Origin of the sequence: Nocardioides albus, from assembly GCF_014648255.1 — a bacterium.
Lineage (GTDB): Bacteria > Actinomycetota > Actinomycetes > Propionibacteriales > Nocardioidaceae > Nocardioides > Nocardioides albus.
On sequence record NZ_BMQT01000003.1, the window covers coordinates 48,654 to 73,707 of the forward strand.

The window sequence follows — 25,054 nt, forward strand, 5'->3', positions numbered from 1 at the left end:
CTCTCGCGACTCGTGCTAGCCGGCCGACCGGGGCAGCTCGTCGGCCAGCTCGACCACCGGCTCCTCGGCAGGCGCGTCGGGGTCGCGGGAGACCCGGATGACGAAGTCGTCACCGTGCTCGGAGACCCCGTAGACCACTGCCTGCTCGACGGCCCTGGAGGCGTACTCGGCGCGGACCACCAGCGGGTCTGCCCGGAGGTCCTTCACCAGGGACACGCACAACGCGATCATGACCAGCACGAACGGCACGGCGGCGACGATGGTGAGCGTCTGCAGGCCGCTCAACGCGTCGGTGCCGCCGACCAGGAGCATCACCGCGGCGACGGCACCGGTGGCGACGCCCCAGAAGATCACCGTCGGCTTCCCGGGCTCGATGGAGCCGCGCTCGGAGAGAGTGGCCATCACGATCGAGGCTGCATCCGCCCCCGAGACGAAGAAGAGCGCGACCAGGATCATGACGACGACGCTGGCCACGGTGGCGAGCGGGAAGGACTCCAGGGTGGTGAACAGCTGGGTCTCCACACCGCCCGCGGCGGCGATGTCCACGCCGTTCTGCTGCAGGTCGATCGCCGCGCCACCGAAGATCGCGAACCAGGCCAGGCTCACCAGCGACGGGACGAGCAGCACGCCGGTCACGAACTGGCGAATGGTCCGGCCCCGGGAGATCCGCGCGATGAACATGCCGACGAACGGCGTCCAGGAGAGCCACCAGGCCCAGTAGAAGACCGTCCAGCTCGACAGCCACGCCGCGGTCTCGGAGCCCTCGGCCGACGTACGCGCCGACATCATCGCCACCTCCTGGAAGTAGCTCCCGACGGTCGTCGGGATCAGGCTGAGGATGAAGACTGTCGGCCCGGCCAGGAAGACGAACAGCGCAAGGGAGACGGCGAGCACCATGTTGATGTTCGAGAGCCACTGGATCCCCTTGGCCACGCCGGAGACCGCCGAGACGACGAACCCGACCGTGAGCACTGCGATGATCGCGACCAGGATGCCGTTGCCGGTCGAGCCGATCCCGCCGACGATCTCGAGCCCGCTGCGGATCTGGAGCGCCCCCAGGCCCAGCGACGCCGCCGACCCGAAGAGCGTCGCGAAGATCGCGAGCATGTCGATGATCTTCCCGCCGGCACCGTGAGCGTGGCGCCCGAGGAGGGGCTCGAACACCGAGCTGATGAGCAGACCTCGGCCCTTACGGAAGACGCTGTACGCGATCGCGAGCCCGACCAGGGCGTAGATCGCCCACGGGTGGATCCCCCAGTGGAAGAGGGTTGTGGCCATGGCCGTCTGGATCTGCTCGGACTGGCCGTCACCGGCCGTGCCCGGCGGCGGCGCGACGTAGTGGCTGATCGGCTCGCTGACGCCGTAGAAGATCAGGCCGATCCCCATGCCGGCGCTGAACATCATCGTGATCCACGAGACCGTACGGAACTCGGGCTGCTCACCGTCCCTGCCGAGCGGGATGTTCCCGAACTTGCCGAACGCCAGCCACAGCACGAACCCGACGAAGGTCGACGCCGCGGTGACGAAGAGCCAGCCCAGGTTGGCCATCACCCACGACAGCGAACGCCCCGAGACGGATGCCAGCGACTCGGTGCTGACGAATCCCCAGACCAGGAAGCCGACCGCGATGACCGCTGAGACCCCGAAGACGACGCGGTCGAGCCCGCCGGTGTCCTTGGCAGGCTCCTCGGGAGGACAGTCGAGGGCCGGATGGGTCGGAACCCCGTTCTGGCCGACCGCCGGGCGTGACACCTCCGGGGAAAGGTCTCCGCTGCCTGCAGTTGATCTCATGACGCGCTCCGATCGAGGGCTCTGGGAATGAGCAGCATCTGTCGGTGCCATCGAGGCTCCGGGCGCGGCACTTCAGTGGGGCGCTATCCCGGTCAGACGCTGATATACTAGTCACCATATATGTGATGCATCACACGAGCAAGGACCAGATCGCGACGCTGAGCAGCGTGGCTCCGCACGGCCACAACGGTCGCCGGCGTCCGGCACGTCATTGCCCGCCGACTGATGTATCAGCCTAAGATGGTTAAAAGTGCACAGGCAGGAACGGACGAGTAGGCATGGCCCCATGACGGTTGACGAGATCCTGGCAACGACGGCGAACCCACCCGCCACCTCCCTTGCCGAGCAGGCCTACCTCTACATCCGCGACCGCCTGGTGATGCTCGACATCCGGCCGGGAGCGCCGATCAACGACGCCCAGATCGCGGCGGCCATCGGCATGGGCCGCACCCCGGTGCGGGAGGCGATCAAGCGCCTCGAGGCCGACCACCTGGTCCACTCCTTCCCACGCCGCGGCACCTTCGCGACGACCATCGACGCGACCGAGCTGAGCGCGATCACCGAGATCCGGCGCCAGCTCGCCCCCTACGCCTCCCGCGCCGCGGCGGAGCGGGCGACACCGCAGCAGCGCGAGCAGATGCGCGCGCTCGCGGCCCAGATCGGCAAGGGCAAGCTCGGCGACGGCGACCGCACCGCCCTGATGCAGGTCGACAAGGCCGCCCACAGCCTGATCTACCGGTCCAGCGGCAACGCCCACCTCGAGGACATCCTGATCAGGTACGACAACCTCGCCGTCCGGATCTGGTGGATGGTCATCGACCGTCTTCCCGACCTGGCCCACCACGTCATCGAGCAGGCGCAGCTTCTCGGCGTGGTCGCAGATGGTGATGGCGACCGCGCCGAGAAGCTCACTCTCGAGCACATCGGTGACTTCGAGCGCGAGATCCGTCAGGTCCTCTGATCAGCAGTCCAGCTGGATGTCTCCCAGCGGCTTGGAGCAGCAGATCAGCACCTTCTGGTTGGCGATCTCCTTCGGTCGGATGCCGCCGTTGTGGTTCATCTCGACCTCGCCGGAGAGCATCGACACCTTGCAGGTCCCGCACATGCCCTGACCGCAGGCGGCCAAGGGCCGCATGCCGGCGGCGACCGCCGCCTCCAGGATGGTCTCGTCCGGGCCACAGGTGATCATCCGGCCGCTGCGTGCGAACTCGACCGAGAACCCGGCTGCGGCCTCCTCGTCGGAGCCCTCCTCGACCGGCGGCGCGGCCGCCGGAGCAGACACCTCGGGAGCGCCGAAGTCGAAACTCTCCTCGTGGTATTTCTCCATGTCGTAGCCGAGGTCTTCGAGCAGAGACCTGGCCGCCGCCATGTAGCCCGCCGGGCCGCAGATGAAGGTCTCCCGCTCGTTGAGGTCCGGCGCCAAGATCTCGAGGACCGGCTTGGAGATGCGTCCCTGCAGCCCCATCCAGCGCTCGGTCGGGGCATCGCCCTCGCAGATCTCCGCCACCCGCAGGTTGGGCATCAGGCGCGCCATCGCCTCGAGCTCGCCGCGGTAGATGATGTCGGCCGGCGTACGCGCGCTGTGCACGAAGAGGATGTCCGCCTCGGACCCGAGGTCATACAGCGTCCGGGTCATCGAGAGCACCGGGGTGATGCCGCTCCCGGCCGAGAGGAACAGGTATTTCGGCACGTCCTCCTCCGGCAGCACGAAGGCACCCGCCGGAGCGTGCATCGAGATCCAGCTCCCTGGCTCGAGGTTGTCGTGGAGCCAGTTCGACACGATGCCGCCGGGGACCCGCTTGATCGTGATCGCCATCCGGTCGGGCCTGGTCGGCGGGGAGGCGATCGTGTAGCACCGGGTCATCATCTGGCCGTCGATCTCGACCCGCATCGTGATGAACTGGCCCGCCTCGAAGTCGAAGGGACGCCTGTCACGGGTCGTGAAGACGAAGGTCTTCACGTCGTGGGTGACCGCCAGGACCTGGCTGCACACCAGGTCCACCACGTCGCTCTCGGCCCAGCAGGGCTCCAGCATCCGCTTGCTTCGGACGACCGCCGGGCGGCCGTTCTGCAGGCCGAACGAGTTCGGCTCGGACACCTCGGGGATGTCCGTCTCCATGATCGTCATGTCTGCTCCCGGATCCTGCTAGACGTTGGCTTGGACGCGTTGGACGTACCAGGTGACGAAGGCGTCGACCTCGCCCTCGACCGTCGAGTAGGGGCCGGGCACGTAGCCCGGGTCCGCGACTCCACGCTGCGTGCTCTCGACCAGGGCACGGTCCTGGTCGTTGGTGGCCCGCCACACCGAGGTGAGCGACTCGACCGAGTAGTCGACCCCTTCGACGGCCTCCGGGTTCACCAGCCAGGTCGTCCGGACCAGCGTCCGGTCGACCGCGAGCGGGATCACCGAGAAGACCACAGCGTGGTCACCGAGGAAGTGGAACCACGAGTTGGGCTGCATGTGCAGCGAGAGGTCTCCGAACCTGGGGTCCTCGATGGACCCCATCAGCTTGGCGCAGAGCTGCTGTCCGTCGGGACCGAACGAGGCGCCGGCACCGTCGAGAGGCAGGTGCGAGATCTGGAACGCCGTCGCGCGGCCCTCGAGCTCACAGCGTTCGCCGACCGGGAACCCGATGGCCTCGCAGGCCTTCTCCAGCTGAGCCTGCGCCTCCTGGTAGCGCTCGAAGGTCGACTGCATCCGCGGCGGCACGTCCTCAGCCTCGTAGCGGCTGATCGGGAAGTACGCCGTCACGAGCTCGGGGTGGGAGGCATCGCAGTGGTGACACTCGCGGTTGTTCTCCATCACCAGCTTCCAGTTGCCCTCCTCGACGATGTCGGTCTGGTGGGCGACCTTCGCCGTGGCCAGCGAGTAGGGCTTCAGGTAGGGCTCGATGAACTGGCTGACCTCGTCGAAGTCGGCCGGCGGCTCATCGGACAGGCAGAGGAAGACCAGCCCGCCGACGGCACGGACGTTCACCGGCTTGAGCCCGAACTTGTCGTACTCGAACGAGTCCTGCTGCGACTCGGCGAAGATGAGGCTGCCGTCGACCCGGTAGGTCCACTGGTGATAGGGGCAGACGATGTTGCCGATCGAGCCGCAGGCGGACTCGAGCAGCCGTGATCCACGGTGTCGGCACACGTTCCGGAAGGCGCGCACGTTCTCGTCGTCGTCGCGAACGACGATCACGGAGTGAGCGCCCACCTCGATGGTGACGTAGTCACCGGGGTCCGGGATCTCGGCCTCGGCGACGGCGAAGATCCAGTGCTGCCCGAAGACGACGTCGAGGTCCTGCTCGTAGATCTCCGAGCTGGTGTAGAACGGCGCCTCCAGGCTGTAGCCCGATGCTCGCCTGTCCGCCAAGGACGCCAGGTCTGCAGGCGCCGTTTCGATGCTCATTCGCGTCACGTTGATCTCTCCCACGCTCAAACCGGGCAGATTCCGGGTTCAGATAAAGGCGGACCGCCAGATGGCGGTTGTTTCACTCTGCAAAACTGCTGCGCAGAACGCAACAGCGATTCTGCCGCGCGTTCCGAGACGCTGTCAACGACTCCGTGTGGATTCCCTCACAGGATTTACAGGCGCGTCACGACGCAGGAACGCCACGTGGCCCGCATGCACCAGGCATGCGGGCCACGTGATCAGGCCGGATCCTCGCCTCGGCCGGGGCAGGTCAGGTCAGGTCACTCGGCCTTGGGAAAGCCGTTCCGCTCGGAGATCGCCGCAGCGGCCGCGAGCACGTGCTCGGCCAGCTCGGACGCATTCTCGGATGTGATGCGGAACGACGGGCCGGAGACCACGACGGCAGCGATCACCCCACCACCGAGGGAGCGGATCGGCGCGGCCACGCCAGCCAGACCGATCTCGTGCTCGTCGACGGAGTAGGCGTAGCCCAGCCGCCTGACCTCGGCGAGCTGCGTCTCGAGCCGCTCCGAGTCGACCACGGTCTCCTCGGTGTAACGCTCGAGCCCACGGTCCAGGATGTGCTGACGTTCCTCCGGCCGCATCATCGCCAGAAAGACCTGGCCGGACGCAGTGGTGTGCAGGGGGCTCCGCTGGCCGACCCAGTTCACCGAGGTGATCTCGGCGCTGCCGATCACCTGGTCGATCGTGATGGCCTCCTCACCATCGTTGATGACAATGTTGACGGTCTCCCCGACCTCGTCGGCCAACGCCATGCAGATCGGGCGACTCGTGACCGAAAGGTCGTGCTTGCGAGTCGCGCCCGCGGCGAGCTGGATGACCCCATAGCCGAGCTGATAATGCCCGCGGCTCGAGTTCTGCTCCACGAGCCCGCGGGCCTCGAGCGTCGCCAGCAGCCGGAACACCGTGGACTTGTGCACCCCCAGCTCCTCGGAGATCGGCGTGACTCCGACAGCACCCCGACGGGCGAGCACCTGGAGGATGGAGATGGCTCGGTCAACTGAGTGAACGGTCGTGCTCCGTGTTTCGCTCGTGTTGCTCATGCTGAAACAGTATGCCTCTTCGGCAGGTCTCCCCCAGAGACCCCTACTGCCGAGTAGGCCCGTGGCGGCTCACCGGGCACCGCGCCGCAAGCCTTGAATTCGTCCCCGAAAGGGTCTTGATGGCGATGCCGCCGACGGTCTAGTTTGTTTCATATAGCGCTCTTGTTTCGCTATGAGAAACACTCTTGCAATCTGAACTACGCCGGACGCCCCACCCGGGGCAGGAAGAAGAGACGCCATGGCAGACAACAGAGTCGTCGTCTACAAGGGGCCGGGCGAGGTGGCCGTCGAGACCATCGAATACCCGAAGCTGGAGCTCCCCGAGGACGTCGTCAGCGGCCTGGGCATCAAGCGCGCCGCCCCGCACGCGGTGATCCTCAAGCTCGTGACCAGCAACATCTGCGGCAGCGACCAGCACATGGTGCGTGGCCGGACGACGGCGCCTGTGGGCCAGACCCTCGGCCACGAGATCACCGGCGAGATCGTCGAGATCGGGGACGACGTCCTCTTCCACGAGGTGGGTGACATCTGCTCGGTGCCGTTCAACATCGCCTGCGGGCGCTGTCGCATGTGCAACGAGGGCAAGACCGGCATCTGCCTCAACGTGAACCCGGCACGGGCCGGCGCGGCGTACGGCTATGTCGACATGGGCGGCTGGATCGGCGGCCAGGCGGAGTACGTCATGGTCCCGTTCGCCGACTTCAACCTGCTGAAGTTCCCCGACCGCGACCAGGCGCTGGAGAAGATCCTCGACCTGACGATGCTCTCCGACATCTTCCCGACCGGCTACCACGGCGCCTACACCGCCGGCGTCACCACAGGGTCGACGGTGTACGTGGCGGGCGCGGGCCCGGTCGGGCTCGCCGCGGCGTACTCGGCACAGCTGCTCGGCGCCGCGACCGTCATCGTCGGAGACATGAACGCGGACCGGCTGAAGCAGGCCGCCAGCTTCGGCTGCGCCACGGCGGACCTGTCCGGCGGCGACGCACTCGCGGACATCATCGCCGACATCGTCGGGGAGCCGGTGGTCGATGCAGCCGTCGACGCGGTCGGCTTCGAGGCCCGCGGCCACGGCCGCGACGCCGCCGAGCAGCCTGCCACCGTCCTCAACGACATCATGGACGTGGCCCGCGCCGGCGCATCGCTCGGCATCCCCGGCCTGTACGTCACCGGTGACCCGGGCGCCGTCGACGACGCCGCCAAGCAGGGGCAGATCGGCGTCCGGCTCGGCCTGGGCTGGGCCAAGTCGCACACCTTCGTGACCGGCCAGTGCCCGGTGAAGCAGTACAACCGCCAGCTGATGAACTTGATCCTCGCCGACAAGGCCCACATCGCCGACGCCGTCAACGCGAAGGCCATCAGCCTCGACGAGGCTCCGGAGAGCTACGCCGCGTTCGACCAGGGCGCGGCCACCAAGTACGTGATCGACCCGCACGGCATGGTGCGCTGACCCGGCCGGACAGCACAACGGTCCTGTCCCCGGCCAGATTGGCCGGGGGCAGGACCGTTTCACCTGCCCGAGCTTCACATGGCCGCGGGGTTCACAGACCGAGCAGGCGACGCGCCTCGCCGACGGTGACGACGGAGCCGGTGACCAGCACCTGGCCGTCGCCGTGCCTGGAGGCGGCTTCGGTCGCCTCCTGCAGGGCATCGGCCAGGTCGTCGACCTCCATGACCCGGTCCGCGCCCAGGATCTTCCGCGCCGCGACGGCGACGTCTTGTGAGGAGAGCGATCTCGGGCTGCTGTTCCGGGTGCAGACCATCGTGGCCACGACGGGCTCGAGCTCTGCGAGCATGCCGGCGAGGTCCTTGTCGCCCAGCGCGGCGACCACGGCGACGGTCGGCCGTCGGCCCAGGTCGGACAGGCCGGCCGCCAGGGCCCGGGCGCCGTCGGGGTTGTGGGCGGCGTCGAGGATCACGGCAGGGGTGCCGGGCAGCACCTCGAGGCGGCCGGGTGACCTGACCGAACCCAGGGCTCGTCGCAGCGCGTCCGGCGGGACCACGTCCTCCAGGAGGGCTTCGACGCTCGCGATCGCGAGCACGGCGTTGTGGGCCTGGTGACGTCCATGAAGCGACAGCGGGACATCCTGGTAGCGACCCGCGAGCCCGTCGACCGAGATGATCTGCCCGCTGCCGAGAGCGCGGCGACCGCTCAGGCAGAAGTCACGCCCCTCGACCATGAGCCGCGCGAGATGCGCGTCGGCGTGAGATCGCAGCAGCTGCTCGACATCGAGTGCCTGCCGCGCCGTCACGGCCAGCGCACCCGGCTTGATGATCCCGGCCTTCTCGGCCGCGATGTCGAGCCTGGTCGGGCCCAGGTGGTCGACGTGGTCGAGGCCGATCGGAAGGATCGCGGCGACCTCGGCGTCGATGACGTTGGTCGCGTCCCACATGCCGCCCATGCCGACCTCGACCGCGGCGACGTCGATGCCGGCGGTCGAGAACGCCTGGTAGGCCATGGCGACCGTCATCTCGAAGAACGACAGCGACGTGGCGCTCCCCCCGTCGACGGTCTCGGCAGCGGGCAGGACGTCGCGATAAGCACGGACGAAGCCGCTCCGCGAGATCGGCCGGCCACCGATGCTGATCCGCTCCCGGATGTCGGTGAGGTGGGGACTGGTGAACCTGCCCAGCGACGAGCCCAGCTCGCTCAGGATCGCTTCCACCATCCGCGCGGTGCTCGTCTTGCCGTTGGTGCCGGTGATGTGGATCGACCTATAGTCCCGCTGCGGCTGGCCGAGCGCGGCCATCACGGCCCGGATGCGCTCCAGCGACGGGGCGATCCTGGTCTCGGGCCAACGGGCGAGGAGCTGACGTTCCACCTCGGTGGCGTCGAGCTCGGCAGCCGGAGCCGTCGCAACGGCCGGCCGGTGGCTCATCGCTCCCCTGCCAGGGCGGCAACCCGTTCGGCTCCGAGCGCGCGGCCGTGCAGGCGGGCGGCGACCCTGGCGGCGGCAGCCGGACCCGAGGCCGAGTGCACGCGCACTCCCCAGGCACCTCCGTACGCCGCGATGGCCGCGACGGCGTCGGACGCCTCGTCGCGGTCGGCGGCGACGTCCGGGGCACGCCTGCCGTACGCGGAGGCGTCGGCGAGGAATCGTTTGCGGGAGGCGCCGACGAGGACCGGGAAGCCGAGCCCACGCAGCGTCTCCAGGGCCCCGAGCAGCTCCCAGGACTGGGCGGAGCTCTTCGCGAAACCCAGCCCCGGATCGAGGATGATCCGCTCGGGACGTACTCCTGTGTGGAGTGCGGCGTCGACCCGGCCACGGAGCTCGGCGCACACGTCGTCGACGACGGAGTCGTAGAAGCAGAAGTCGTCCATCCGGGTGGAGTGCGCCCGCCAGTGCATGAGTACGCAGGTGACGTCCACCTCGGCGAGGAAGGGCAGCATCTCCGGGTCGGCGAGCCCGCCGGAGACGTCGTTCACGATGACGGCCCCGGCCGCGACGGCCTGCCGGGCGACCGATGCGCGCATGGTGTCCACCGAGACCGGGAACCCGTGGCGGGCGAGCGCCTCGACCACCGGGATCACCCGGGCTAGCTCCTCGGCCTCGTCGACCCGCCGCGCACCGGGCCGGGTGGACTCGCCGCCGACGTCGAGGAGGTCGGCGCCGTCCTGCATGAGCTCGTGCCCCCGGCGTACGGCCGCGTCGACGTCGAGGAAGAGTCCACCGTCGGAGAACGAGTCGGGGGTGACGTTGATGATGCCCATCACCTGACAGCGCTGAGCGGCCGTCGGGACGTCCGCGGTGCTCATGCCAGCGCCCCGGCGATCGTCACCCGATCAGCCAGCTGCTGTTCGGCGATCTCGACGATGTTGGTCAGCAGCATGGCGCGGGTCATCGGTCCCACTCCCCCGGTGGCGCCGCTCATCTTCCCTGCGACGACGTCCACGTTCGGGTCGACGTCGCCCAGGATGCCCTCGATGGTGCGGGTGATGCCAACCGACAGGACGGTCGCACCGGGGCTGACCCAGTCGGGCTTCACCAGGTGCGCGACGCCCGCCGCGGCGACGATGACGTCCGAGGCCCGGGCGTGGGCGGCGACGTCGCGGGTCTCGATGTTGCACAGGGTCACGGTGGCGTGCTCGGTCGGGCGGGTGAGCATGAGCCCCAGGGGCCTGCCGACGGTCAGGCCGCAGCCGATGATGCAGAACCGCTGTCCGGTGATCGGCACGTCGTGCTGTCGCAGGAGCTCGATGATCCCGCGCGGCGTGCACGGCAGAGGCCCCGGGGTCCCGAGCACCAGCTTGCCGAGGTTCGTCGGGTGGAGCCCGTCGGCGTCCTTGGCCGGGTCGATGAGCTCCAGGACCCGGTGGGTGTCGACGTGCGGAGGCAGCGGCAGCTGGACGATGAAGCCGGTGCAGGTCGGATCGTCGTTGAGCTGTTCCACCGCGGCCTCGATCTCCGGCTGCGATGCGGAGGCAGGGAGCTCGATCCGGATCGAGGCGATGCCCACCTCGGCGCAGTCGCGGTGCTTGCCCGCGACGTACGACCGGGAACCCGGGTCCTCACCGACGAGGATGGTGCCGAGTCCGGGGTCGATACCCGCCTCGTGCAGTGCCTTCACCCGTTCGGCGAGGCCGGCCTTCAGGTCAGCAGCGACGCGCCTGCCGTCGATCTTTGCTGCGATGCTCATGCGCTTCTCCTTGTCGCGAGGCGCCGATGTCAGCACTCGATGACGTTGACGGCGAGGCCTCCGCGAGAGGTCTCCTTGTACTTGATCTTCATGTCGGCCCCGGTCTCGCGCATGGTCTTGATCGCGGCGTCGAGAGAGACCCGGTGGCTGCCGTCGCCGCGGGCGGCGATGCGGGCGGCGTTGATGGCCTTGTTGCTGGCGATCGCGTTGCGCTCGATGCACGGGATCTGCACCAGCCCGCCGACCGGGTCGCAGGTGAGACCGAGGTTGTGCTCGATCCCGATCTCGGCGGCGTTCTCCACCTGCTCCGGGCTGCCGCCCAGCACCTCACAGAGGGCACCGGCCGCCATCGCGCAGGCCGAGCCGACCTCGCCCTGACAGCCGACCTCGGCACCGGAGATGGACGCGTTGATCTTGAACAGGATCCCGACCGCGGCGGCGGCGAGGAGGAACCTCACGATCCCGTCCTCGTCCGCGCTGGGCACGAACTTCTCGTAGTAGTGGAGGACGGCCGGGACGATACCGGCCGCACCGTTGGTCGGCGCGGTCACGATCCGTCCACCGGACGCGTTCTCCTCGTTGACGGCGAGGGCGAAGAGGTTGACCCAGTCCATCGCCCGGAGCGGGTCGGTGTCGTCGGTGACGGAGTGGAGGTGGGTGTAGAGACCCGGGGCGCGTCGTGGGACCTTCAGCCCGCCGGGCAGCGTGGGCTCGGTGCGGGTGCAGCCGTTGTGCACGCACTCCTGCATCACCGACCAGATGTGCAGCAGCTCGGCGCGCACCTCGTCCTCGGTGCGCCACGACATCTCGTTGGCCATCATCACGTCGCTGATCCGCTTGCCGGACCTGGCGCAGGTCGCGAGCAGCTCAGCACCGGTGGTGAAGGGGTACGGGATCGGGGTCGCGTCCGCGACGATCCGGTCGGCACCGGCGGCGGCCTCGTCCACGACGAAGCCGCCACCGACCGAGTAGTAGGTGCTCTCCAGGAGCCGCGCCCCGGTGCCGTCGAAGGCGCGGAAGATCATGCCGTTCGGGTGCGCGGGAAGGGTCTTGGTGCGATGCATGACGACGTCGTCGGCACCGAACTCGATGTCCCGTGCACCGCAGAGCCGCAGCCGACCGACGGCACGGACCTCGTCCACGCGAGCATCGGCGTTGTCCGTGTCGACCGTCTCGGGTCGGTTGCCCTCGAGACCGAGGATGACCGCCTTGTCGGAGCCGTGACCGTGGCCGGTGGCGCCGAGCGACCCGAACAGCTCCGCCTCGACCCGGGCCACACCGTCGAGCAGCGAGCCTTCCTTCAGGGCGTCGGTGAACTGCACCGCCGCGCGCATCGGGCCGACCGTGTGGGACGACGACGGCCCGATGCCGACGGAGAACATGTCGAACACGCTGAGTGCCATCAGCCGGATCCCGACACCTTGAACTCGGCCATGGCGTCGATCAGCCAGCGGCCCAGAAAGTCGGCGTACGAGGCGCGCGGAAGGATTCGATAGGAGTCGTTCTCGACCTTCCAGAGCAGCACCGGGACACGTCCGATGCTGGTGGCCACCGCGGTTCCGGGCGCGAAGGCCCGGGGATGGAGGTCGAGCGGGCAGCCCTTCTCGAGCACCGCCCGCGCCGACGCGCCTTCGAGCCGGAGCGTGGTGCGGTTGGCCGAGAGGTCGAGGACCGCGACACCATCCTCCGAGGCGCCCGCGCGCAGGTAGGACACCAGGGTGGAGCCGGCCACGTTCTGGGAGATGACGAGGAACTCGTCGGGCGAGAGCCACAGGACCGCGACGTCGTGGCCGACAGCGACCTCACCGCAACGAGCCGGGAGCTCGGTGCCGAGGACCTTGGCCAGACGCTCCCGGTCGGGCGAGCCGATCGGCACGCGCAGGCCCACCATGGTGAGGAACTGCTCCTCACGCACCCGAACGCCCCGCGCGCCCGAGACGCCGGCGTCGACGAAGTCACCGTGGAGATGCTGGGCCGGGCTGACACGCAACTCGTTGATCGTCTTGTCGAGCGGCTCGATCGTGGTCTCAACCATCGCGGCGGCTTCCTTCCGGGTCGTAGAGGACGGTCTCGGCGACGACGACGTCGACCAGTCGGTCTCCGACGGGCGCGACGAGGGTCTGGCCGATGCGGTTGCGGCCATCCTTGATGAGCGCCAGGGCGAACGAGCGCCCGAGCGCGGCACTGTGGTAGCTGGAGGTCACGTGCCCGAGCATCGGCACCGGTCCGTCGGCGGGGGTGATCGGCGTACCGGCCTCGACCAGCTGGGTGCCCTCGGGTAGCCGGAAGGTCGTGTCGACGGGCAGCACCGAGACGAGGTGCTTCCGGTCGGTGCGGGCGGTGTCGGCCCGGCTGTAGGACCGCTTTCCGACGAAGTCCTTCACCTTGGAGACGATCCATTCCATGCCCGCGTCCTGCGGGGTGACCGTGCCGTCGGTGTCCTGTCCGACGATCGGGTAGCCCTTCTCCGCGCGGAGGACGTGCATGGTCTCGGTGCCGTACGGGGTGATCGACCATTCCTGGCCGGCGGCGTGGATCTCCTCCCACACCCGCTGACCGAACCAGGCCTCGACGTTGACCTCGAAGGCGAGCTCCCCGGAGAAGGAGATCCGGCACACCCGCGCCGGGATGCCCGAGGCGAGCGTGGTCTCGCGGAAGGTCATGAACGGGAACGCGTCGTTGCTGACGTCCAGGTCCGGCGCGATCTTGGCGATCACGTCGCGCGACCTCGGCCCGACGACGGCGACGGTGGCCCACTGCTCGGTGACCGAGGTGAAGCTGACCTCGAGGGCCGGCCACTCGGTCTGGTGCCACTCCTCGAGCCAGTCGAGGACCTTGGCGGCGCCGCCGGTGGTCGTCGTCATGAAGTAGCGGCCCTCGTCGAGGCGGAGCGTGACACCGTCGTCGAAGATCATCCCGTCGGGCGTGCACATGACGCCGTAGCGGGCGGAACCGGGCGCGAGCTTCTTGAAGCCGTTGGTGTAGATCCGGTTCAGAAACTCACCGGCGTCGCTCCCCCACACCTCGATCTTGCCCAGCGTGGTCGCGTCCATCATGCCGACCGACTCGCGGACCGCGGCACACTCGCGGAGCACGGCCTCGTCCAGCGACTCGCCGTTCTGCGGGTAGTACCACGGCCGCAGCCACTGTCCCACGATCTCCATCTCCGCCCCGTGCGCGACGTGCCAGGGGTGGATCGAGGTCAGCCGGGCCGGGTCGAACAGGTCGCCACGCTCGCGTCCGGCGAGCGCGACGAACGGGACCGGAGCGTACGGCGCACGGTACGTCGTCGTGCCGATCTCACCCGGGCTGCGACCGTCGTTGAGCGCGGCCGCGATGACCCCGATGGCGTTGACGCCGGAGGTCTTGCCCTGGTCGTTGGCGGTGCTGATGGACGTGTAGCGCTTGATGTGCTCGACGCTGCGCATGCCGGCGCCGGTGGCGCGTAGTACGTCGTGCACCGTCTGGTCCCGCTGGAGGTCGACGAAGTGGTCGACCAGGTCCTCGAGCGGTACGCCGTCCTCGGCCGCGAGCCACAGGCTGCGGGTCGTACCGCTGCCCGTCACTGCGGGCAAGGGCTCGATCGGCGCCTCCAGCTCACCGACGAAGCCGGCAGCAAGCAGAGCCGTCGAGGCCGCATACCGGCCCTCGGCGAGGCACGCGTCGAGGCTGTAGCTGCCGCGGGCCGATCCGATGATCTGCTGGCCGGGGACCTCCCCGTCGGGGACGAAGCCGGCCAGGTCCTCGTCCCAGCGGACCTTGCCCTGCCGCTGGCTGTGCAGGTGGACCACCGGGCTCCAGCCGCCGGCGACGGCGACCAGGTCACAGGCGATCTCCCGCCGACCGCCGACCGCGGTGCCGTCGGCGTCGATCGCCGACACGGTCGCGGCGGTGACCCGCGGGTCGCCGGCGGTGCCGAGGACGGCGGAGCCGAAGAGCACCTCGATGCCGGCCTCCTCGGCCCGTCGAGCGGCCTCGGACTGCTCGGCGCGGGCGTCGACGACGGCCGCGACGGTGACTCCGGCGGCCGTCAGGTCGGCGGCGACCTCGTAGGCGCTGTCGTTCGTGGTGGCGAGCAGTATCTCGGCTCCTGCCGCGACGCCGTACCTGTTCAGGTAGGTGCGGACGGCAGAGGCGAGCATGACGCCGGGGCGGTCGTTGTCGGCGAACACGAGCGGGCGCTCGTGAGCCCCGGTCGCGACGATGACCTGTTGTGCCCGGATGTGCCACAGGCGCTGCCGCGACAGGCCGGTGAGCGCTTCCTTGGCGGAGGCGTCGAGGGGGTCGAGCCGACTCTCGAGCGCGATCACGTAGTTGGCGTCGTAGCTGCCGAAGGCGTTGGTCCGAGTGAGGACGGTGACCTCCGGGGAGGCCGCGAGCTCCTCGGCGACCTCGCGCAGCCAGGTGTCGCTGTCCACGCCGTCGATCTCTAGGCCGCGGGTCGAGAGGAGGGACCCGCCGAGCTCGGGCTGGTCGTCGATGAGGATCACCCGGGCGCCGGACGCGCCGGCGGTGCGGGCCGCCGCCAGCCCGGTGGGGCCGGCGCCGATGACGAGCACGTCGGTGTGGACGTACGACTTGTCGTAGATCGCGGTGTCGTCGGCGGGGTCGAGCTCGCCGAGGCCGCTGAGGTAGTGGGCCTCGAGCCCGTCGACGAGCTCGACGGTCGTGGCGGGAAGCATGGACTCGGTGACCGAGTCACCCGGACGCCTCAGCTTGACCAGCGCGTTGGGCTCCTCGACCCCCGCGGCGATGACACCGCGCGGTCGCTGCCGGTACAGCGACGGCCCGCACTCGAGCACGCCGTTGGCGATCAGCGCCGACGCGAGGGTGTCACCGGCGTGACCGGCGTACTCCTGCCCGTCGACATGGAAGGTGAGACGGGTGGATCGGTCGATCCGCCCGCCGGCCGCGAGGCGGTAAGACGTCGTGCTCACTGCGAGCCTCCATCCAGGGTGGGGCGCGGTTCGCCGGTCCGGTAGACGGCGGCGATGCGGTAGGTGACGGTGTCGCGAAGAACGTTGAACCACTTGCGGCAGCCAGAGCTGTGGACCCAGCGTTCGGCGAAGATGCCCTTGGTGTTCTCGCGGTAGAACAGATAGCGGCCCCACTCCTCGTCGGTGAGGGCGTTCGGGTCCTCCGGGTAGGGGACGTGGGCCTGGCCGCCGTAGTGGAACTCGGTCTCGTCGCGGGAGCCGCAGTCGGGGCAGCTGATGAGAATCATCGTCGGCTCCTTTCAGTGGGCCACGGCGGCTGCGCCGTGCTCGTCGATGAGGGCACCGGTGCTGAATCGCTCCAGTGCGAACGGGGCGTTGTACTCGTGCGGCTCGTCGTGGGCGATCGTGTGCGCCATCGTCCAACCGGCACCGGGAGTGCCCTTGAAGCCGCCGGTGCCCCAGCCGCAGTTCACGTAGAGCTGGTCGATCGGCGTCTTGCTCACCACCGGAGAGGCGTCCGGGGTGACATCGACGATGCCGCCCCAGGTGCGCAGCAGGTGGGCGCGGGCGAAGATCGGGAACAGCTCGACGGCCGCTGCCATCTGCTCCTCGATCACATGGAACCCGCCACGCTGCCCGTAGCCGTTGTACGCATCGACGCCGGCGCCCATGACGAGCTCGCCCTTGTGGGCCTGGGAGACGTAGACGTGGACGTGGTTCGACATCACCACGGTCGGGTGGACCGGCTGATGGAGCTCGGAGACGAGCGCCTGCAGCGGGTGCGACTGGATCGGCAGGTCGAAGCCGGCCATCTCGGCCAGGACGCTGGAGTGTCCCGCCGCGCACAGCGCGACCTTCCCGGCCGCGATCGTGCCGCGGCTGGTCTGCACGCCGACCACCCGGTTGCCGTCCTTGACGAAGCCGGTCACCTCGCAGTCCTGGATCAGGTCGACGCCGAGCTCGTCGGCCTTGCGGGCGAACGCCCAGGCGACGTGGTCGTGCTTGGCGATGCCCGCGCGCGGCTGGTAGGTCGCGCCCATGACCGGGTAGCGGATGTTGTCGCTGGTGTTGATGATCGGGCAGACCTCCTTCACCTGGTCCGCGTCGAGCCACTCGGCGTCGACCCCGTTGAGGCGGTTGGCCTCGCAGCGCCGCACCGAGTCGCGTACGTCCTGCAGCGTGTGGGCGAGGTTGAGCACGCCGCGCTGGCTGAACAAGAAGTCGTAGTCGAGCTCCTCGGGGAGCACCTCCCACTGCTTGAGGGAGTGCTCGTAGATCGCCGCGGACTCGTCCCAGAGGTAGTTCGACCGGATGATCGTCGTGTTCCGGGCCATGTTTCCGCCCGCGAGCCACCCACGCTCGAGGACGGCGACGTTGGTGATGCCGTGGTTCTTCGCCAGGTAGTAGGCCGTCGCCAGGCCGTGCCCGCCGCCGCCGATGATGATGACGTCGTAGGACGACTTGGGCTCCGGGTTGCGCCAGAGGAAGTCGGGGTGCTCGGGCAGCAGATCTGCCATCACTCGGCTCCGTTCGACTCGGTCAGGTGGGGGTAGAGCGGGTACTTCTCCGCGAGGACCGTGACCCGGCTGCGCAGCTCATCGGCCGTCTCGTCGGTGAAGTCGTCCTTCAGCGCGGCCGCGATGATGTCGGCCACCTCGCTGAAGTCGGCGTCGCCGAACCCGCGGGTGGCCAGAGCCGGCGTGCCGATCCGCAGACCGGAGGAGACCATCGGCGGACGCGGGTCGAACGGGACCGCGTTTCGGTTGACCGTGATGCCGATCCGGTGGAGCCGGTCCTCCCCGTCCTGGCCGGTGAGCTCGGAGTCGCGCAGGTCGACAAGCACGAGATGTACGTCCGTGCCGCCGCTGACCACCGAGACGCCCGCGGCCGCGACGTCGTCGGCGAGCAGCCGCTCGGCGATGATGCGGGCGCCTCGCAGCGTACGCTCCTGGCGCTCGCGGAACTCGGGCTCCGCGGCGACCTTGAAGGCGACCGCCTTACCGGCGATGACATGCTCGAGCGGACCACCCTGCTGGCCGGGGAAGACCGAGGAGTTGATCTTCTTGGCGACGGCGGGGTCGTTGGTGAGGATGACGCCACCGCGCGGGCCACCCAGGGTCTTGTGAGTCGTCGAGGTGACGACGTCGGCGAAGGGCACCGGGTTCGGGTGGAGGCCGGTCGCGACCAGGCCCGCGAAGTGCGCCATGTCGACCATGAGCCGAGCGCCGACCAGGTCCGCGATCCGGCGGAACTCCGCGAAGTCCAGCTGACGGGGATAGGCGGACCAGCCCGCGACGATCAGCTTGGGCCGGTGCTCGAGGGCGAGACGCTCGACCTCGGCCATGTCGATCAGGAAGTCCTCACGGCTGACCTCGTACGGAACGACCTGGTAGAGGCGGCCGGAGAAGTTGATCTTCATGCCGTGGGTGAGGTGGCCGCCGTGGGCCAGCGAGAGGCCGAGGATGGTGTCGCCCGGCTCGAGGAGCGCGAACATCGCGGCGGCGTTGGCCTGGGCGCCCGAGTGCGGCTGCACGTTGGCGTACTCGGCGGAGAAGAGCGCCTTGAGCCGGTCGATCGCGAGCTGCTCGATGACGTCGACGTGCTCGCAGCCGCCGTAGTAGCGACGGCCGGGGTAGCCCTCGGCGTACTTGTTGGTGAGGACCGAGCCCTGCGCCTCCATGACGGCGGCGGGGGCGAAGTTCTCCGAGGCGATCATCTCCAGCGTCGTCTGCTGGCGGCTCAGCTCGGCGTCGATCTGCTCGCTGACCTCGGGATCGAGGTCTGCGAGCGAGGCAGTCAGGACGTCAACCACGGGTGAGCTCCCAAGTTCTTGAAGTACCATTGATATATCAGTTCTAGATCACAGTATGCTGCGTTGTCGAGAGACCTGTCAACGGCCGATGGTCAGCCGCGCAGACGGCTCATCTGCGGGTCGAAGAGCGGCTCCGGCGTGACCGTCGCGGGGATCCGCTGGCCGAAGTACTCGATCTCGACCTGGTCGCCCTCCCCGATCTCCGCCGGCAGGTAGGCATAGGCGATCGGCTTGCCGATCGTGAATCCGTACGCCGCGCTCGTGACGTACCCGACGGCGGTCTCCCCCGACAGGACGGGCTCCTTGCCGAGCACCATGGACTTGCCGTCGTCGACGGTGAGGCAGCGAAGCCGGCGGGCCGAGGTCTCCACCGAGCGGCCCTCGAGCGCGGCCTTGCCCACGAAGTCCTCCTTGGCGGTCTTCACCGCGAACCCGACGCCCGCCTCGTACGGATCGTGCTCGGTGGTCATGTCGGCACCCCAGGACCGGTAGCCCTTCTCCAGCCGCAGCGCGCCGAACGCGGCCCGGCCGGCGGCGATGACGCCGTGCTCCTGGCCGGCTGCCCACAGGACGTCCCACAGCTTCTGGCCGTTCTCGGCGGAGGCGTAGATCTCCCAGCCGAGCTCTCCGACGTAGGACAGCCGCAGAGCCGTGACCGGGATCCCGCCGATGGTGGCCCGCTTGCCACGGAAGTACTTCAGACCGTCGTTGGTGAAGTCGTCGGCGCTGACCTTCGCGATCAGGTCCCTGGCCAGCGGCCCCCACAGGCCGATGCAGCAGGTGCCTCCTGTCGTGTCACGGATGTCCGTGGCGAGGGAAGCGTCCTCGGCCCGCAGCTTGCGCGCCTCCCGGCGGAGGTACGCCAGGTCGACCGTCCCGTTGGCCCCGACCTGGTAGAGCTCGTCCTCGAGGCGCGCGACGGTGATGTCGCTCTTGATCCCACCCTGCTCGTCGAGGAACAGCGTGTAGGTCACCGCTCCGGGCTTCTTGCTCACGTCGCCGGCGGTGAGCCGCTGCAGCAGCGTCTCGGCCCCAGGACCGGAGACCTCGAGGCGGCGCAGCGGCGTCATGTCGTACATGGCGACGGCGGTGCGGGTCTTCCACGCCTCGACCGCCGCGATCGGCGAGTGGTACCGGGCCGACCAGTCGTCGCGCGTCGGCGCCTTCCACTCCTCCGGCAGCTCGTCGAGCAGAGCCGCGTTGGCCTCGTACCAGTGCGGGCGCTCCCACGTGCCGGCCTCGAGGAAGAAAGCACCGAGCTCGACCTGACGGGCGTGGAAGGGGCTGACCCGGATGTCGCGCGGCGACTCCTTGGGCTGCAGCGGGTGAAGGATGTCGTAGATCTCGACGAAGTTCTGCTGCGAGGTCTCGCTGACGTACGCCGGGGCCAGCTGGGTCTCCTCGAAGCGGTTGAGCTCGAGGTCGGCGAGGTCGTACTGCGAGCGCCCGGTCGTCAGCACCTCGGCCACAGCCCGGGCGACGCCGGCGGAGTGGGTGACCCAGACGGCCTCGGCCACCCAGAAGCCGTCGACCTCGCGGGACTCACCGACGAGGGAACCGCCGTCCGGCGTGAACGAGAAGATGCCGTTGAACGAGGACTCCGCGATCTCCGTCTCCCGCAGGCATGGAAGCAGCTTGCGGCACTCGTCCCACGGGCCCTCGAAGTCCTCGGGCGTGAAGTCGAGCCGCGAGGGCATGTTGTCGTGGTCGACGTGCTCTGGGGTCGGGCCGAGATCGGAGGCGACGTACGGCATCGGCTTGTGGGCGTACGAGCCGATCCCGTACGCCTCGCCCCACTCCCGGAAGTAGAGGTCCTGGTCCTGGTGGCGCAGGATCGGCAGCGTCGCGCCGTCGGACTGCTTGTGCTTGCCTGCCAGAGCCGGGACCGGAGTGGTCTTGACGAACTGGTGGGCGAGCGGGAGGAGCGGCACCGTGGTGCCCGCCATCGCACCCACCTCGACGCCCCAGAACCCGGCGCAGGAGACGACGATGTCTGCCTCGACCACGCCATTGGTGGTCTCGACGCCGGTGACGCGGCCGCCCTCCTGGAGGACTCCGGTCACCGTGGTGTGCTCGAGGTAGGTGACCCCGGCCGCCTGCGTACGCTCGATGAGGATGTCGACGGCATGGGCCGCCCGGGCGAGGCCGTCGGTGGGGATGTGCAGACCGGCGAGGACCTGCGCCTCATCGAGATGCGGGTAGAGGTCCTTGCACTCGGCGGGGCCGATGACCCGGGCGTCGATCCCCCAGGACTTCGCGTAGCCCAGCTTGCGGTAGAGCTCCGCGACGCGGGCCTCGGTGGTCGCCACCTCGAGGCCACCGACCTGGTTGAAGCAGCTCACCCCGTCCTTCTCCAGGGACAGGAACTTCTCGACGGTGTACTTGGCGAACAGGGTCATCGTCTTCGAGGGGTTGATCTGGAAGACGAGACCGGGAGCGTGGGACGTCGAGCCGCCGGGCAGGCTGAGCGGACCCTGTTCGATGACCGTGATGTCGGACCACCCGCGGGACACGAGTTCGTCCGCGAGGTTCGTGCCGACGATGCCGGCGCCGATGATGACTGTGCGGGGCGAGGCGGTGCTGCGGGACGATGGCATGAGCTTCTCCGTGAGAATTCGGGTGGTATGGGGCGGGTGGTCAGCGGAACACGACGGTGCTGGAGCCGTGCATGAGAACGCGGTGCTCGCAGTGCCAGCGGACGGCACGCGAGAGCGCGAGGCACTCGGCGTCCTGCCCGACGTTGGCCAGCGCCTGCGGCGTGTAGGTGTGGTCGACCCGATTGACCTCCTGCTCGATGATGGGCCCCTCATCGAGGTCGCCGGTGACGTAGTGAGCAGTGGCACCGACGAGCTTCACCCCGCGCGCGTGCGCCTGGTGGTAGGGCTTGGCCCCCTTGAAACCGGGCAGGAACGAGTGGTGGATGTTGATCGCCCGCCCCTCGAGCTGGCGGCACAGGCTGTCCGAGAGGATCTGCATGTAGCGGGCGAGCACCACCAGGTCGACGTCGTACGCCTCGACCAGGTCGAGCATGCGCTGCTCGGCCTGCGGCTTGGTCTCCGGCGTGACCGGAATGTGGATGAACTCCAGACCGGCCGCCTCCGCCATCGGGCGGAGATCCTCGTGGTTGGACGCGACGACCGCGATCTCGGCGCCCAGGGTCCCCCCACGCCACCGGAAGATGAGGTCGTTGAGGCAGTGGCCGAACTTGGAGACCATCACCAGCAGCCGCGGCTTGCGCTCGTCGTGGAAGGTGAACGACATACCGAACCGATCAGCGATCGACCCGAACGCGGCAGTCAGCTCGTCGACGTCGGCCCCGTCAGCCGCGGCGAACTCGGTCCGGAGGAAGAAGAGCTCCCCCATCCGGTCGTCGTGCTGCTGGTGCTCGAGGATGTCGAACCCGCGGTCGTACAGGAAGCTGGTGACCGCCTGCATGATCCCCGGGCGCTCCTGGCACGAGAGCGTGAGCACGTTGGTCGTCGCGGTGGAGGCGGTCGCCATGGGCGCAACAGCGGTCGAGCTGGGCGGGCTGATGGTCATGCTGGGCTCCTGGTGTCAATGAGATACACAACTCATATATCAGAACGATCGTAGATCGGCTCTCAGATCGTCGTCAAGGGTCTGCCCCTCCGGCCGTTCTCATTTCTTTGCCGTCGGCCGGCGGGCGCCTGCGCACGTGAGAACGTAGGCGTCGGCGTTCTGAGCCCGCCAACGTCGTCGGGGCAGTGCGCAGGAATCGACGAAGGAGCCCGCTACATGACTTCCCTGAACAGCACCCTGCAGCCGATCTACGACGAGATCCTGACCCGCAATCCCGGCGAGACCGAGTTCCATCAAGCTGCCCGGGAGCTGCTCGACAGCCTCGACTCGGTCGTTGCCCGGCACCCGGAGTACGCCGAGGCCGCGATCATCCGCCGCGTGTGCGAACCGGAGCGGCAGATCATCTTCCGGGTCCCGTGGGTCGACGACGCCGGTCAGGTCCACCTCAACCGCGGCTTCCGCGTCGAGTTCAACTCCGCGCTCGGCCCCTACAAGGGCGGCCTCCGCTTCCACCCGTCGGTCTACCTCGGCATCGTGAAGTTCCTCGGCTTCGAGCAGATCTTCAAGAACGCTCTGACCGGCATGCCGATCGGCGGCGGCAAGGGCGGGTCGGACTTCGACCCCAAGGGTCGCAGCGACGCCGAGATCATGCGTTTCTGCCAGTCGTTCATGACCGAGCTCTACCGGCACATCGGTGAGTACACAGACGTTCCTGCCGGCGACATCGGCGTGGGCGGCCGCGAGATCGGCTATCTCTTCGGGCAGTACAAGCGGATCACCAACCGCTACGAGTCCGGCGTACTGACCGGCAAGGGCATCGGCTGGGGCGGCTCGCTGGCGCGCACCGAGGCGACCGGCTACGGCACCGCCTACTTCGCCAACGAGATGCTCAAGGCACGCAACGGCTCCTTCGAGGGCAAGACGGTCGTGGTGTCCGGCTCCGGCAACGTCGCGATCTACGCCGCCGAGAAGGCCGCGGCACTCGGCGCGACCGTCGTCGCCTGCTCCGATTCGAGCGGCTACCTCGTCGACGAGAAGGGGATCGACCTCGATCTGCTCAAGGACGTCAAGGAGGTACGCCGCGCCCGCATCTCCGCCTACGTCGACGAGCGCGGTGGCTCGGCACGGCTGGTCACGGACGGCTCGGTGTGGGACGTCCCGTGCGACATCGCGCTCCCCTGCGCGACCCAGAACGAGCTCGACGCCACCCACGCCACCACGCTGGTACGCAACGGCTGCACCGTCGTCGCCGAGGGCGCCAACATGCCCTGCACCCCGGAGGCGGTCAAGGTCTTCACCGACGCCGGGGTCGCCTTCGCCCCCGGCAAGGCCGCGAACGCGGGCGGGGTCGCGACCAGCGCGCTGGAGATGCAGCAGAACGCCTCTCGCGACTCGTGGAGCTTCGACTACACCGAGGAGCGGCTGCGCAACATCATGGTCGACATCCACGACCGCTGCCTGGTCACCGCCGAGGAGTACGGCGCCCCGGGCAACTACGTCACGGGCGCGAACATCGCCGGCTTCACCCAGGTCGCCGACGCGATGCTGGCCCTCGGCGTCATCTGACCCGACCGGAGCTGCTGCACGGCCCCGATCCGGCTCGTGCAGCAGCTCTTTCGCGGCCGAAAGCGGGTCGGGGACAAATCAGATCAGGGCCGTGTTCTCGACCTTCGGTGAAGGTTTGGAACACGGCCCTGACCTGCTACTTCGGTGGAGGTGAGGGGACTCGAACCCCTGACCCTCTGCATGCCATGCAGATGCGCTACCAGCTGCGCCACACCCCCGTGGCGTTGTCCCGGTGATCAGCCCGGGCAACGAGAAGAACATTAGCGGACCCGTCTCGCGATCACGAAATCGGGGCCCCCATTCCGTACGAAGCGAGTCGCCATGGCGCTGATGGGATGAGTCCATGAGTGGATTCTCGGGCCACGAGCTCGATCCAGGCGCAGTTCGTCAGCGGGGCGAGGGTGGTGACGACGGACGGGTCCCAGCCGAGGAAGGCGGCCAGGCCCTGCCGGATGGCGCCGCCGTGAGCGACGACCACGACGGTCTCGCCGGGCGCGACGGTCTCGGCGACCTCATGGAGCGCGGCACTGAAGCGCGCCGCCACGGTCGGCCAGGACTCGCCGCCGTGAGGTTCCCAGCTGGCCGGCATCTCACCGAAGCGCTCATAGATCTGGGCGCGGTTCATCCCCTCGGCCTGTCCGGCGCTGACCTCCCGCAGGCGAGGATCGTGGGCAACCTCTCGGCCGGTCTCCTCGGCGACGTACGCAGCGGTCTGGCGTGCCCGCATCAGGTCGGAGGAGACGAGGCGGGTCACGGCGTACGTCGTCGCGAGCGCACGAGCGGCGGCCTTGGCCTGCTGGTGGCCGGTCTCGGCCAGCTCGATGTCGGTCTGGCCCTGATAGCGTCCGTCGGCGTTCCAGCCGGTGACGCCGTGGCGGAGCAGGATGAGACGACGGGGCTCCACCGGGACGGCAGGCTCGGCCACCGGCCCTCAGCCCTCAGAGACGATGTCGGCGGGCAGCGAGATGGCGGGACAGTCGCGCCAGAGCCGCTCGAGGGCGTAGAACTGGCGCTCCTCCTCGTGCTGGACGTGCACGACGATCTCGCCGTAGTCGAGCAGCACCCAGCGCCCCTCCTTGTGGCCCTCGCGCCGCAGCGGCTTGGAGCCGAGGTCGCGCAGCTTGAGCTCGACCTCGTCGACGATCGACTGCACCTGACGCTCGTTGGGGGCGGAGGCCAGCACGAAGGTGTCAGTGATCGCCAGCTGGTCGCTGACGTCGAAGGCGAGGATGTGACCGGCCTTCTTGTCCGAGGCCGCGCGGGCGGCCGTGATGGTGAGCTCGAGAGCGTGCTCGGTTGCAGTCAT

Annotated in this window: 20 protein-coding genes and 1 tRNA gene; 3 read left to right on the forward strand and 18 right to left on the reverse strand. The window is 68.9% G+C overall.

The genetic code is table 11. The features are described from left to right. Window positions 1-15: 15 nt before the first annotated feature. Window positions 16-1,791: a BCCT family transporter gene (locus IEY84_RS06435; protein ID WP_183543494.1), complete on the reverse strand. Its 1,776-nt coding sequence runs from the start codon at window positions 1,789-1,791 to the stop codon at window positions 16-18. A gap of 286 nt (window positions 1,792-2,077) precedes the next feature. Here IEY84_RS06435 and IEY84_RS06440 point away from each other — a divergent pair, with 286 nt between their 5' ends. After that, window positions 2,078-2,752, forward strand: coding sequence for a GntR family transcriptional regulator (locus tag IEY84_RS06440; protein ID WP_183543496.1), 675 nt, complete (start codon window positions 2,078-2,080; stop codon window positions 2,750-2,752). Here the strand turns inward: IEY84_RS06440 and IEY84_RS06445 are convergent, their stop codons facing one another. The 3 genes from IEY84_RS06445 to IEY84_RS06455 all read right to left on the reverse strand — a co-directional run bounded on the left by IEY84_RS06445 (window position 2,753) and on the right by IEY84_RS06455 (window position 6,255). Then, window positions 2,753-3,919 carry an FAD-binding oxidoreductase gene (locus tag IEY84_RS06445; RefSeq protein ID WP_183543498.1) on the reverse strand — a complete coding sequence of 389 codons (1,167 nt, stop codon included), beginning with the start codon at window positions 3,917-3,919 and terminating at the stop codon, window positions 2,753-2,755. It lies immediately after the preceding gene. Window positions 3,920-3,937: 18 nt separating this feature from the next. After that, window positions 3,938-5,188 (reverse strand): aromatic ring-hydroxylating oxygenase subunit alpha, encoded by a 1,251-nt coding sequence (locus IEY84_RS06450; protein ID WP_183543500.1) that lies wholly within the window; start codon window positions 5,186-5,188, stop codon window positions 3,938-3,940. Window positions 5,189-5,472: 284 nt separating this feature from the next. Beyond that, window positions 5,473-6,255 (reverse strand): IclR family transcriptional regulator, encoded by a 783-nt coding sequence (locus tag IEY84_RS06455; RefSeq protein WP_183543502.1) that lies wholly within the window; start codon window positions 6,253-6,255, stop codon window positions 5,473-5,475. Window positions 6,256-6,493: 238 nt separating this feature from the next. Here IEY84_RS06455 and fdhA point away from each other — a divergent pair, with 238 nt between their 5' ends. Then, window positions 6,494-7,705: a formaldehyde dehydrogenase, glutathione-independent gene (gene fdhA / locus IEY84_RS06460; protein ID WP_183543504.1), complete on the forward strand. Its 1,212-nt coding sequence runs from the start codon at window positions 6,494-6,496 to the stop codon at window positions 7,703-7,705. 91 nt (window positions 7,706-7,796) lie between these two features. Here the strand turns inward: fdhA and IEY84_RS06465 are convergent, their stop codons facing one another. The 11 genes from IEY84_RS06465 to purU form a co-directional block, all read right to left on the reverse strand. Further along, window positions 7,797-9,134, reverse strand: a complete 1,338-nt coding sequence (locus IEY84_RS06465) for a bifunctional folylpolyglutamate synthase/dihydrofolate synthase (RefSeq protein WP_183543506.1) — start codon at window positions 9,132-9,134, stop codon at window positions 7,797-7,799. Beyond that, on the reverse strand, window positions 9,131-10,012 hold the full coding sequence (gene folP / locus IEY84_RS06470) for a dihydropteroate synthase (RefSeq protein ID WP_183543508.1): 882 nt from the start codon (window positions 10,010-10,012) through the stop codon (window positions 9,131-9,133). Before folP ends, IEY84_RS06465 begins: the two co-directional genes overlap by 4 nt. Next, the gene (locus IEY84_RS06475) at window positions 10,009-10,893 is read right to left on the reverse strand and encodes a bifunctional methylenetetrahydrofolate dehydrogenase/methenyltetrahydrofolate cyclohydrolase (RefSeq protein ID WP_183543510.1); all 885 of its coding nucleotides are present in this window, start codon (window positions 10,891-10,893) and stop codon (window positions 10,009-10,011) included. The genes folP and IEY84_RS06475 overlap by 4 nt, the downstream gene beginning before the upstream one ends. A 29-nt stretch (window positions 10,894-10,922) precedes the next feature. Continuing rightward, entirely contained in the window at window positions 10,923-12,296 is a 1,374-nt protein-coding gene (locus tag IEY84_RS06480) for an L-serine ammonia-lyase (protein WP_183543512.1), read from the reverse strand. After that, complete coding sequence (locus IEY84_RS06485) at window positions 12,296-12,928, reverse strand: sarcosine oxidase subunit gamma (RefSeq protein WP_183543514.1); 633 nt, start codon at window positions 12,926-12,928, stop codon at window positions 12,296-12,298. Before IEY84_RS06485 ends, IEY84_RS06480 begins: the two co-directional genes overlap by 1 nt. Further along, window positions 12,921-15,830, reverse strand: coding sequence for a sarcosine oxidase subunit alpha family protein (locus IEY84_RS06490; protein WP_183543516.1), 2,910 nt, complete (start codon window positions 15,828-15,830; stop codon window positions 12,921-12,923). Before IEY84_RS06490 ends, IEY84_RS06485 begins: the two co-directional genes overlap by 8 nt. After that, window positions 15,827-16,117, reverse strand: a complete 291-nt coding sequence (locus tag IEY84_RS06495; protein ID WP_183543518.1) for a sarcosine oxidase subunit delta — start codon at window positions 16,115-16,117, stop codon at window positions 15,827-15,829. Before IEY84_RS06495 ends, IEY84_RS06490 begins: the two co-directional genes overlap by 4 nt. A 12-nt stretch (window positions 16,118-16,129) precedes the next feature. Then, window positions 16,130-17,347 (reverse strand): sarcosine oxidase subunit beta family protein, encoded by a 1,218-nt coding sequence (locus tag IEY84_RS06500; RefSeq protein ID WP_183543520.1) that lies wholly within the window; start codon window positions 17,345-17,347, stop codon window positions 16,130-16,132. Beyond that, window positions 17,347-18,642: a serine hydroxymethyltransferase gene (gene glyA, locus IEY84_RS06505; RefSeq protein ID WP_308424446.1), complete on the reverse strand. Its 1,296-nt coding sequence runs from the start codon at window positions 18,640-18,642 to the stop codon at window positions 17,347-17,349. Before glyA ends, IEY84_RS06500 begins: the two co-directional genes overlap by 1 nt. Before the next feature lie 92 nt (window positions 18,643-18,734). Further along, complete coding sequence (locus IEY84_RS06510) at window positions 18,735-21,239, reverse strand: GcvT family protein (protein WP_183543523.1); 2,505 nt, start codon at window positions 21,237-21,239, stop codon at window positions 18,735-18,737. A 40-nt stretch (window positions 21,240-21,279) separates the two neighbouring features. Further along, window positions 21,280-22,182: a formyltetrahydrofolate deformylase gene (gene purU / locus IEY84_RS06515; protein WP_229788404.1), complete on the reverse strand. Its 903-nt coding sequence runs from the start codon at window positions 22,180-22,182 to the stop codon at window positions 21,280-21,282. 216 nt (window positions 22,183-22,398) lie between these two features. Here purU and gdhA point away from each other — a divergent pair, with 216 nt between their 5' ends. After that, a complete protein-coding gene (gdhA, locus tag IEY84_RS06520; protein WP_183543525.1) occupies window positions 22,399-23,748 on the forward strand; it encodes an NADP-specific glutamate dehydrogenase in 1,350 nt (449 codons plus the stop codon). A gap of 145 nt (window positions 23,749-23,893) precedes the next feature. Here gdhA and IEY84_RS06525 read toward each other — a convergent pair. From IEY84_RS06525 to rsfS, 3 genes are all read right to left on the reverse strand, one after another. Beyond that, window positions 23,894-23,966 (reverse strand) — tRNA-Ala (locus tag IEY84_RS06525). A 62-nt stretch (window positions 23,967-24,028) separates the two neighbouring features. After that, window positions 24,029-24,673, reverse strand: a complete 645-nt coding sequence (locus tag IEY84_RS06530) for a histidine phosphatase family protein (protein ID WP_183543527.1) — start codon at window positions 24,671-24,673, stop codon at window positions 24,029-24,031. Between the two features lie 6 nt (window positions 24,674-24,679). Beyond that, window positions 24,680-25,054, reverse strand: a complete 375-nt coding sequence (rsfS, locus tag IEY84_RS06535; protein ID WP_183543530.1) for a ribosome silencing factor — start codon at window positions 25,052-25,054, stop codon at window positions 24,680-24,682.

Bases quoted from the DNA above. Each gene is read 5' to 3' on its own strand.
- IEY84_RS06440 (WP_183543496.1), top strand. From the start codon at position 2,078: ATGACGGTTGACGAGATCCTGGCAACGACGGCGAACCCACCCGCCACC.
- IEY84_RS06450 (WP_183543500.1), bottom strand. From the start codon at position 5,188: ATGAGCATCGAAACGGCGCCTGCAGACCTGGCGTCCTTGGCGGACAGG.
- IEY84_RS06495 (WP_183543518.1), bottom strand. From the start codon at position 16,117: ATGATTCTCATCAGCTGCCCCGACTGCGGCTCCCGCGACGAGACCGAG.
- folP (WP_183543508.1), bottom strand. From the start codon at position 10,012: ATGAGCACCGCGGACGTCCCGACGGCCGCTCAGCGCTGTCAGGTGATG.
- IEY84_RS06480 (WP_183543512.1), bottom strand. From the start codon at position 12,296: ATGGCACTCAGCGTGTTCGACATGTTCTCCGTCGGCATCGGGCCGTCG.
- gdhA (WP_183543525.1), top strand. From the start codon at position 22,399: ATGACTTCCCTGAACAGCACCCTGCAGCCGATCTACGACGAGATCCTG.
- IEY84_RS06500 (WP_183543520.1), bottom strand. From the start codon at position 17,347: ATGGCAGATCTGCTGCCCGAGCACCCCGACTTCCTCTGGCGCAACCCG.
- IEY84_RS06445 (WP_183543498.1), bottom strand. From the start codon at position 3,919: ATGACGATCATGGAGACGGACATCCCCGAGGTGTCCGAGCCGAACTCG.
- IEY84_RS06475 (WP_183543510.1), bottom strand. From the start codon at position 10,893: ATGAGCATCGCAGCAAAGATCGACGGCAGGCGCGTCGCTGCTGACCTG.
- purU (WP_229788404.1), bottom strand. From the start codon at position 22,182: ATGACCATCAGCCCGCCCAGCTCGACCGCTGTTGCGCCCATGGCGACC.
- IEY84_RS06510 (WP_183543523.1), bottom strand. From the start codon at position 21,239: ATGCCATCGTCCCGCAGCACCGCCTCGCCCCGCACAGTCATCATCGGC.
- fdhA (WP_183543504.1), top strand. From the start codon at position 6,494: ATGGCAGACAACAGAGTCGTCGTCTACAAGGGGCCGGGCGAGGTGGCC.
- IEY84_RS06485 (WP_183543514.1), bottom strand. From the start codon at position 12,928: ATGGTTGAGACCACGATCGAGCCGCTCGACAAGACGATCAACGAGTTG.
- IEY84_RS06465 (WP_183543506.1), bottom strand. From the start codon at position 9,134: ATGAGCCACCGGCCGGCCGTTGCGACGGCTCCGGCTGCCGAGCTCGAC.
- IEY84_RS06455 (WP_183543502.1), bottom strand. From the start codon at position 6,255: ATGAGCAACACGAGCGAAACACGGAGCACGACCGTTCACTCAGTTGAC.
- rsfS (WP_183543530.1), bottom strand. From the start codon at position 25,054: ATGACTGCAACCGAGCACGCTCTCGAGCTCACCATCACGGCCGCCCGC.
- IEY84_RS06435 (WP_183543494.1), bottom strand. From the start codon at position 1,791: ATGAGATCAACTGCAGGCAGCGGAGACCTTTCCCCGGAGGTGTCACGC.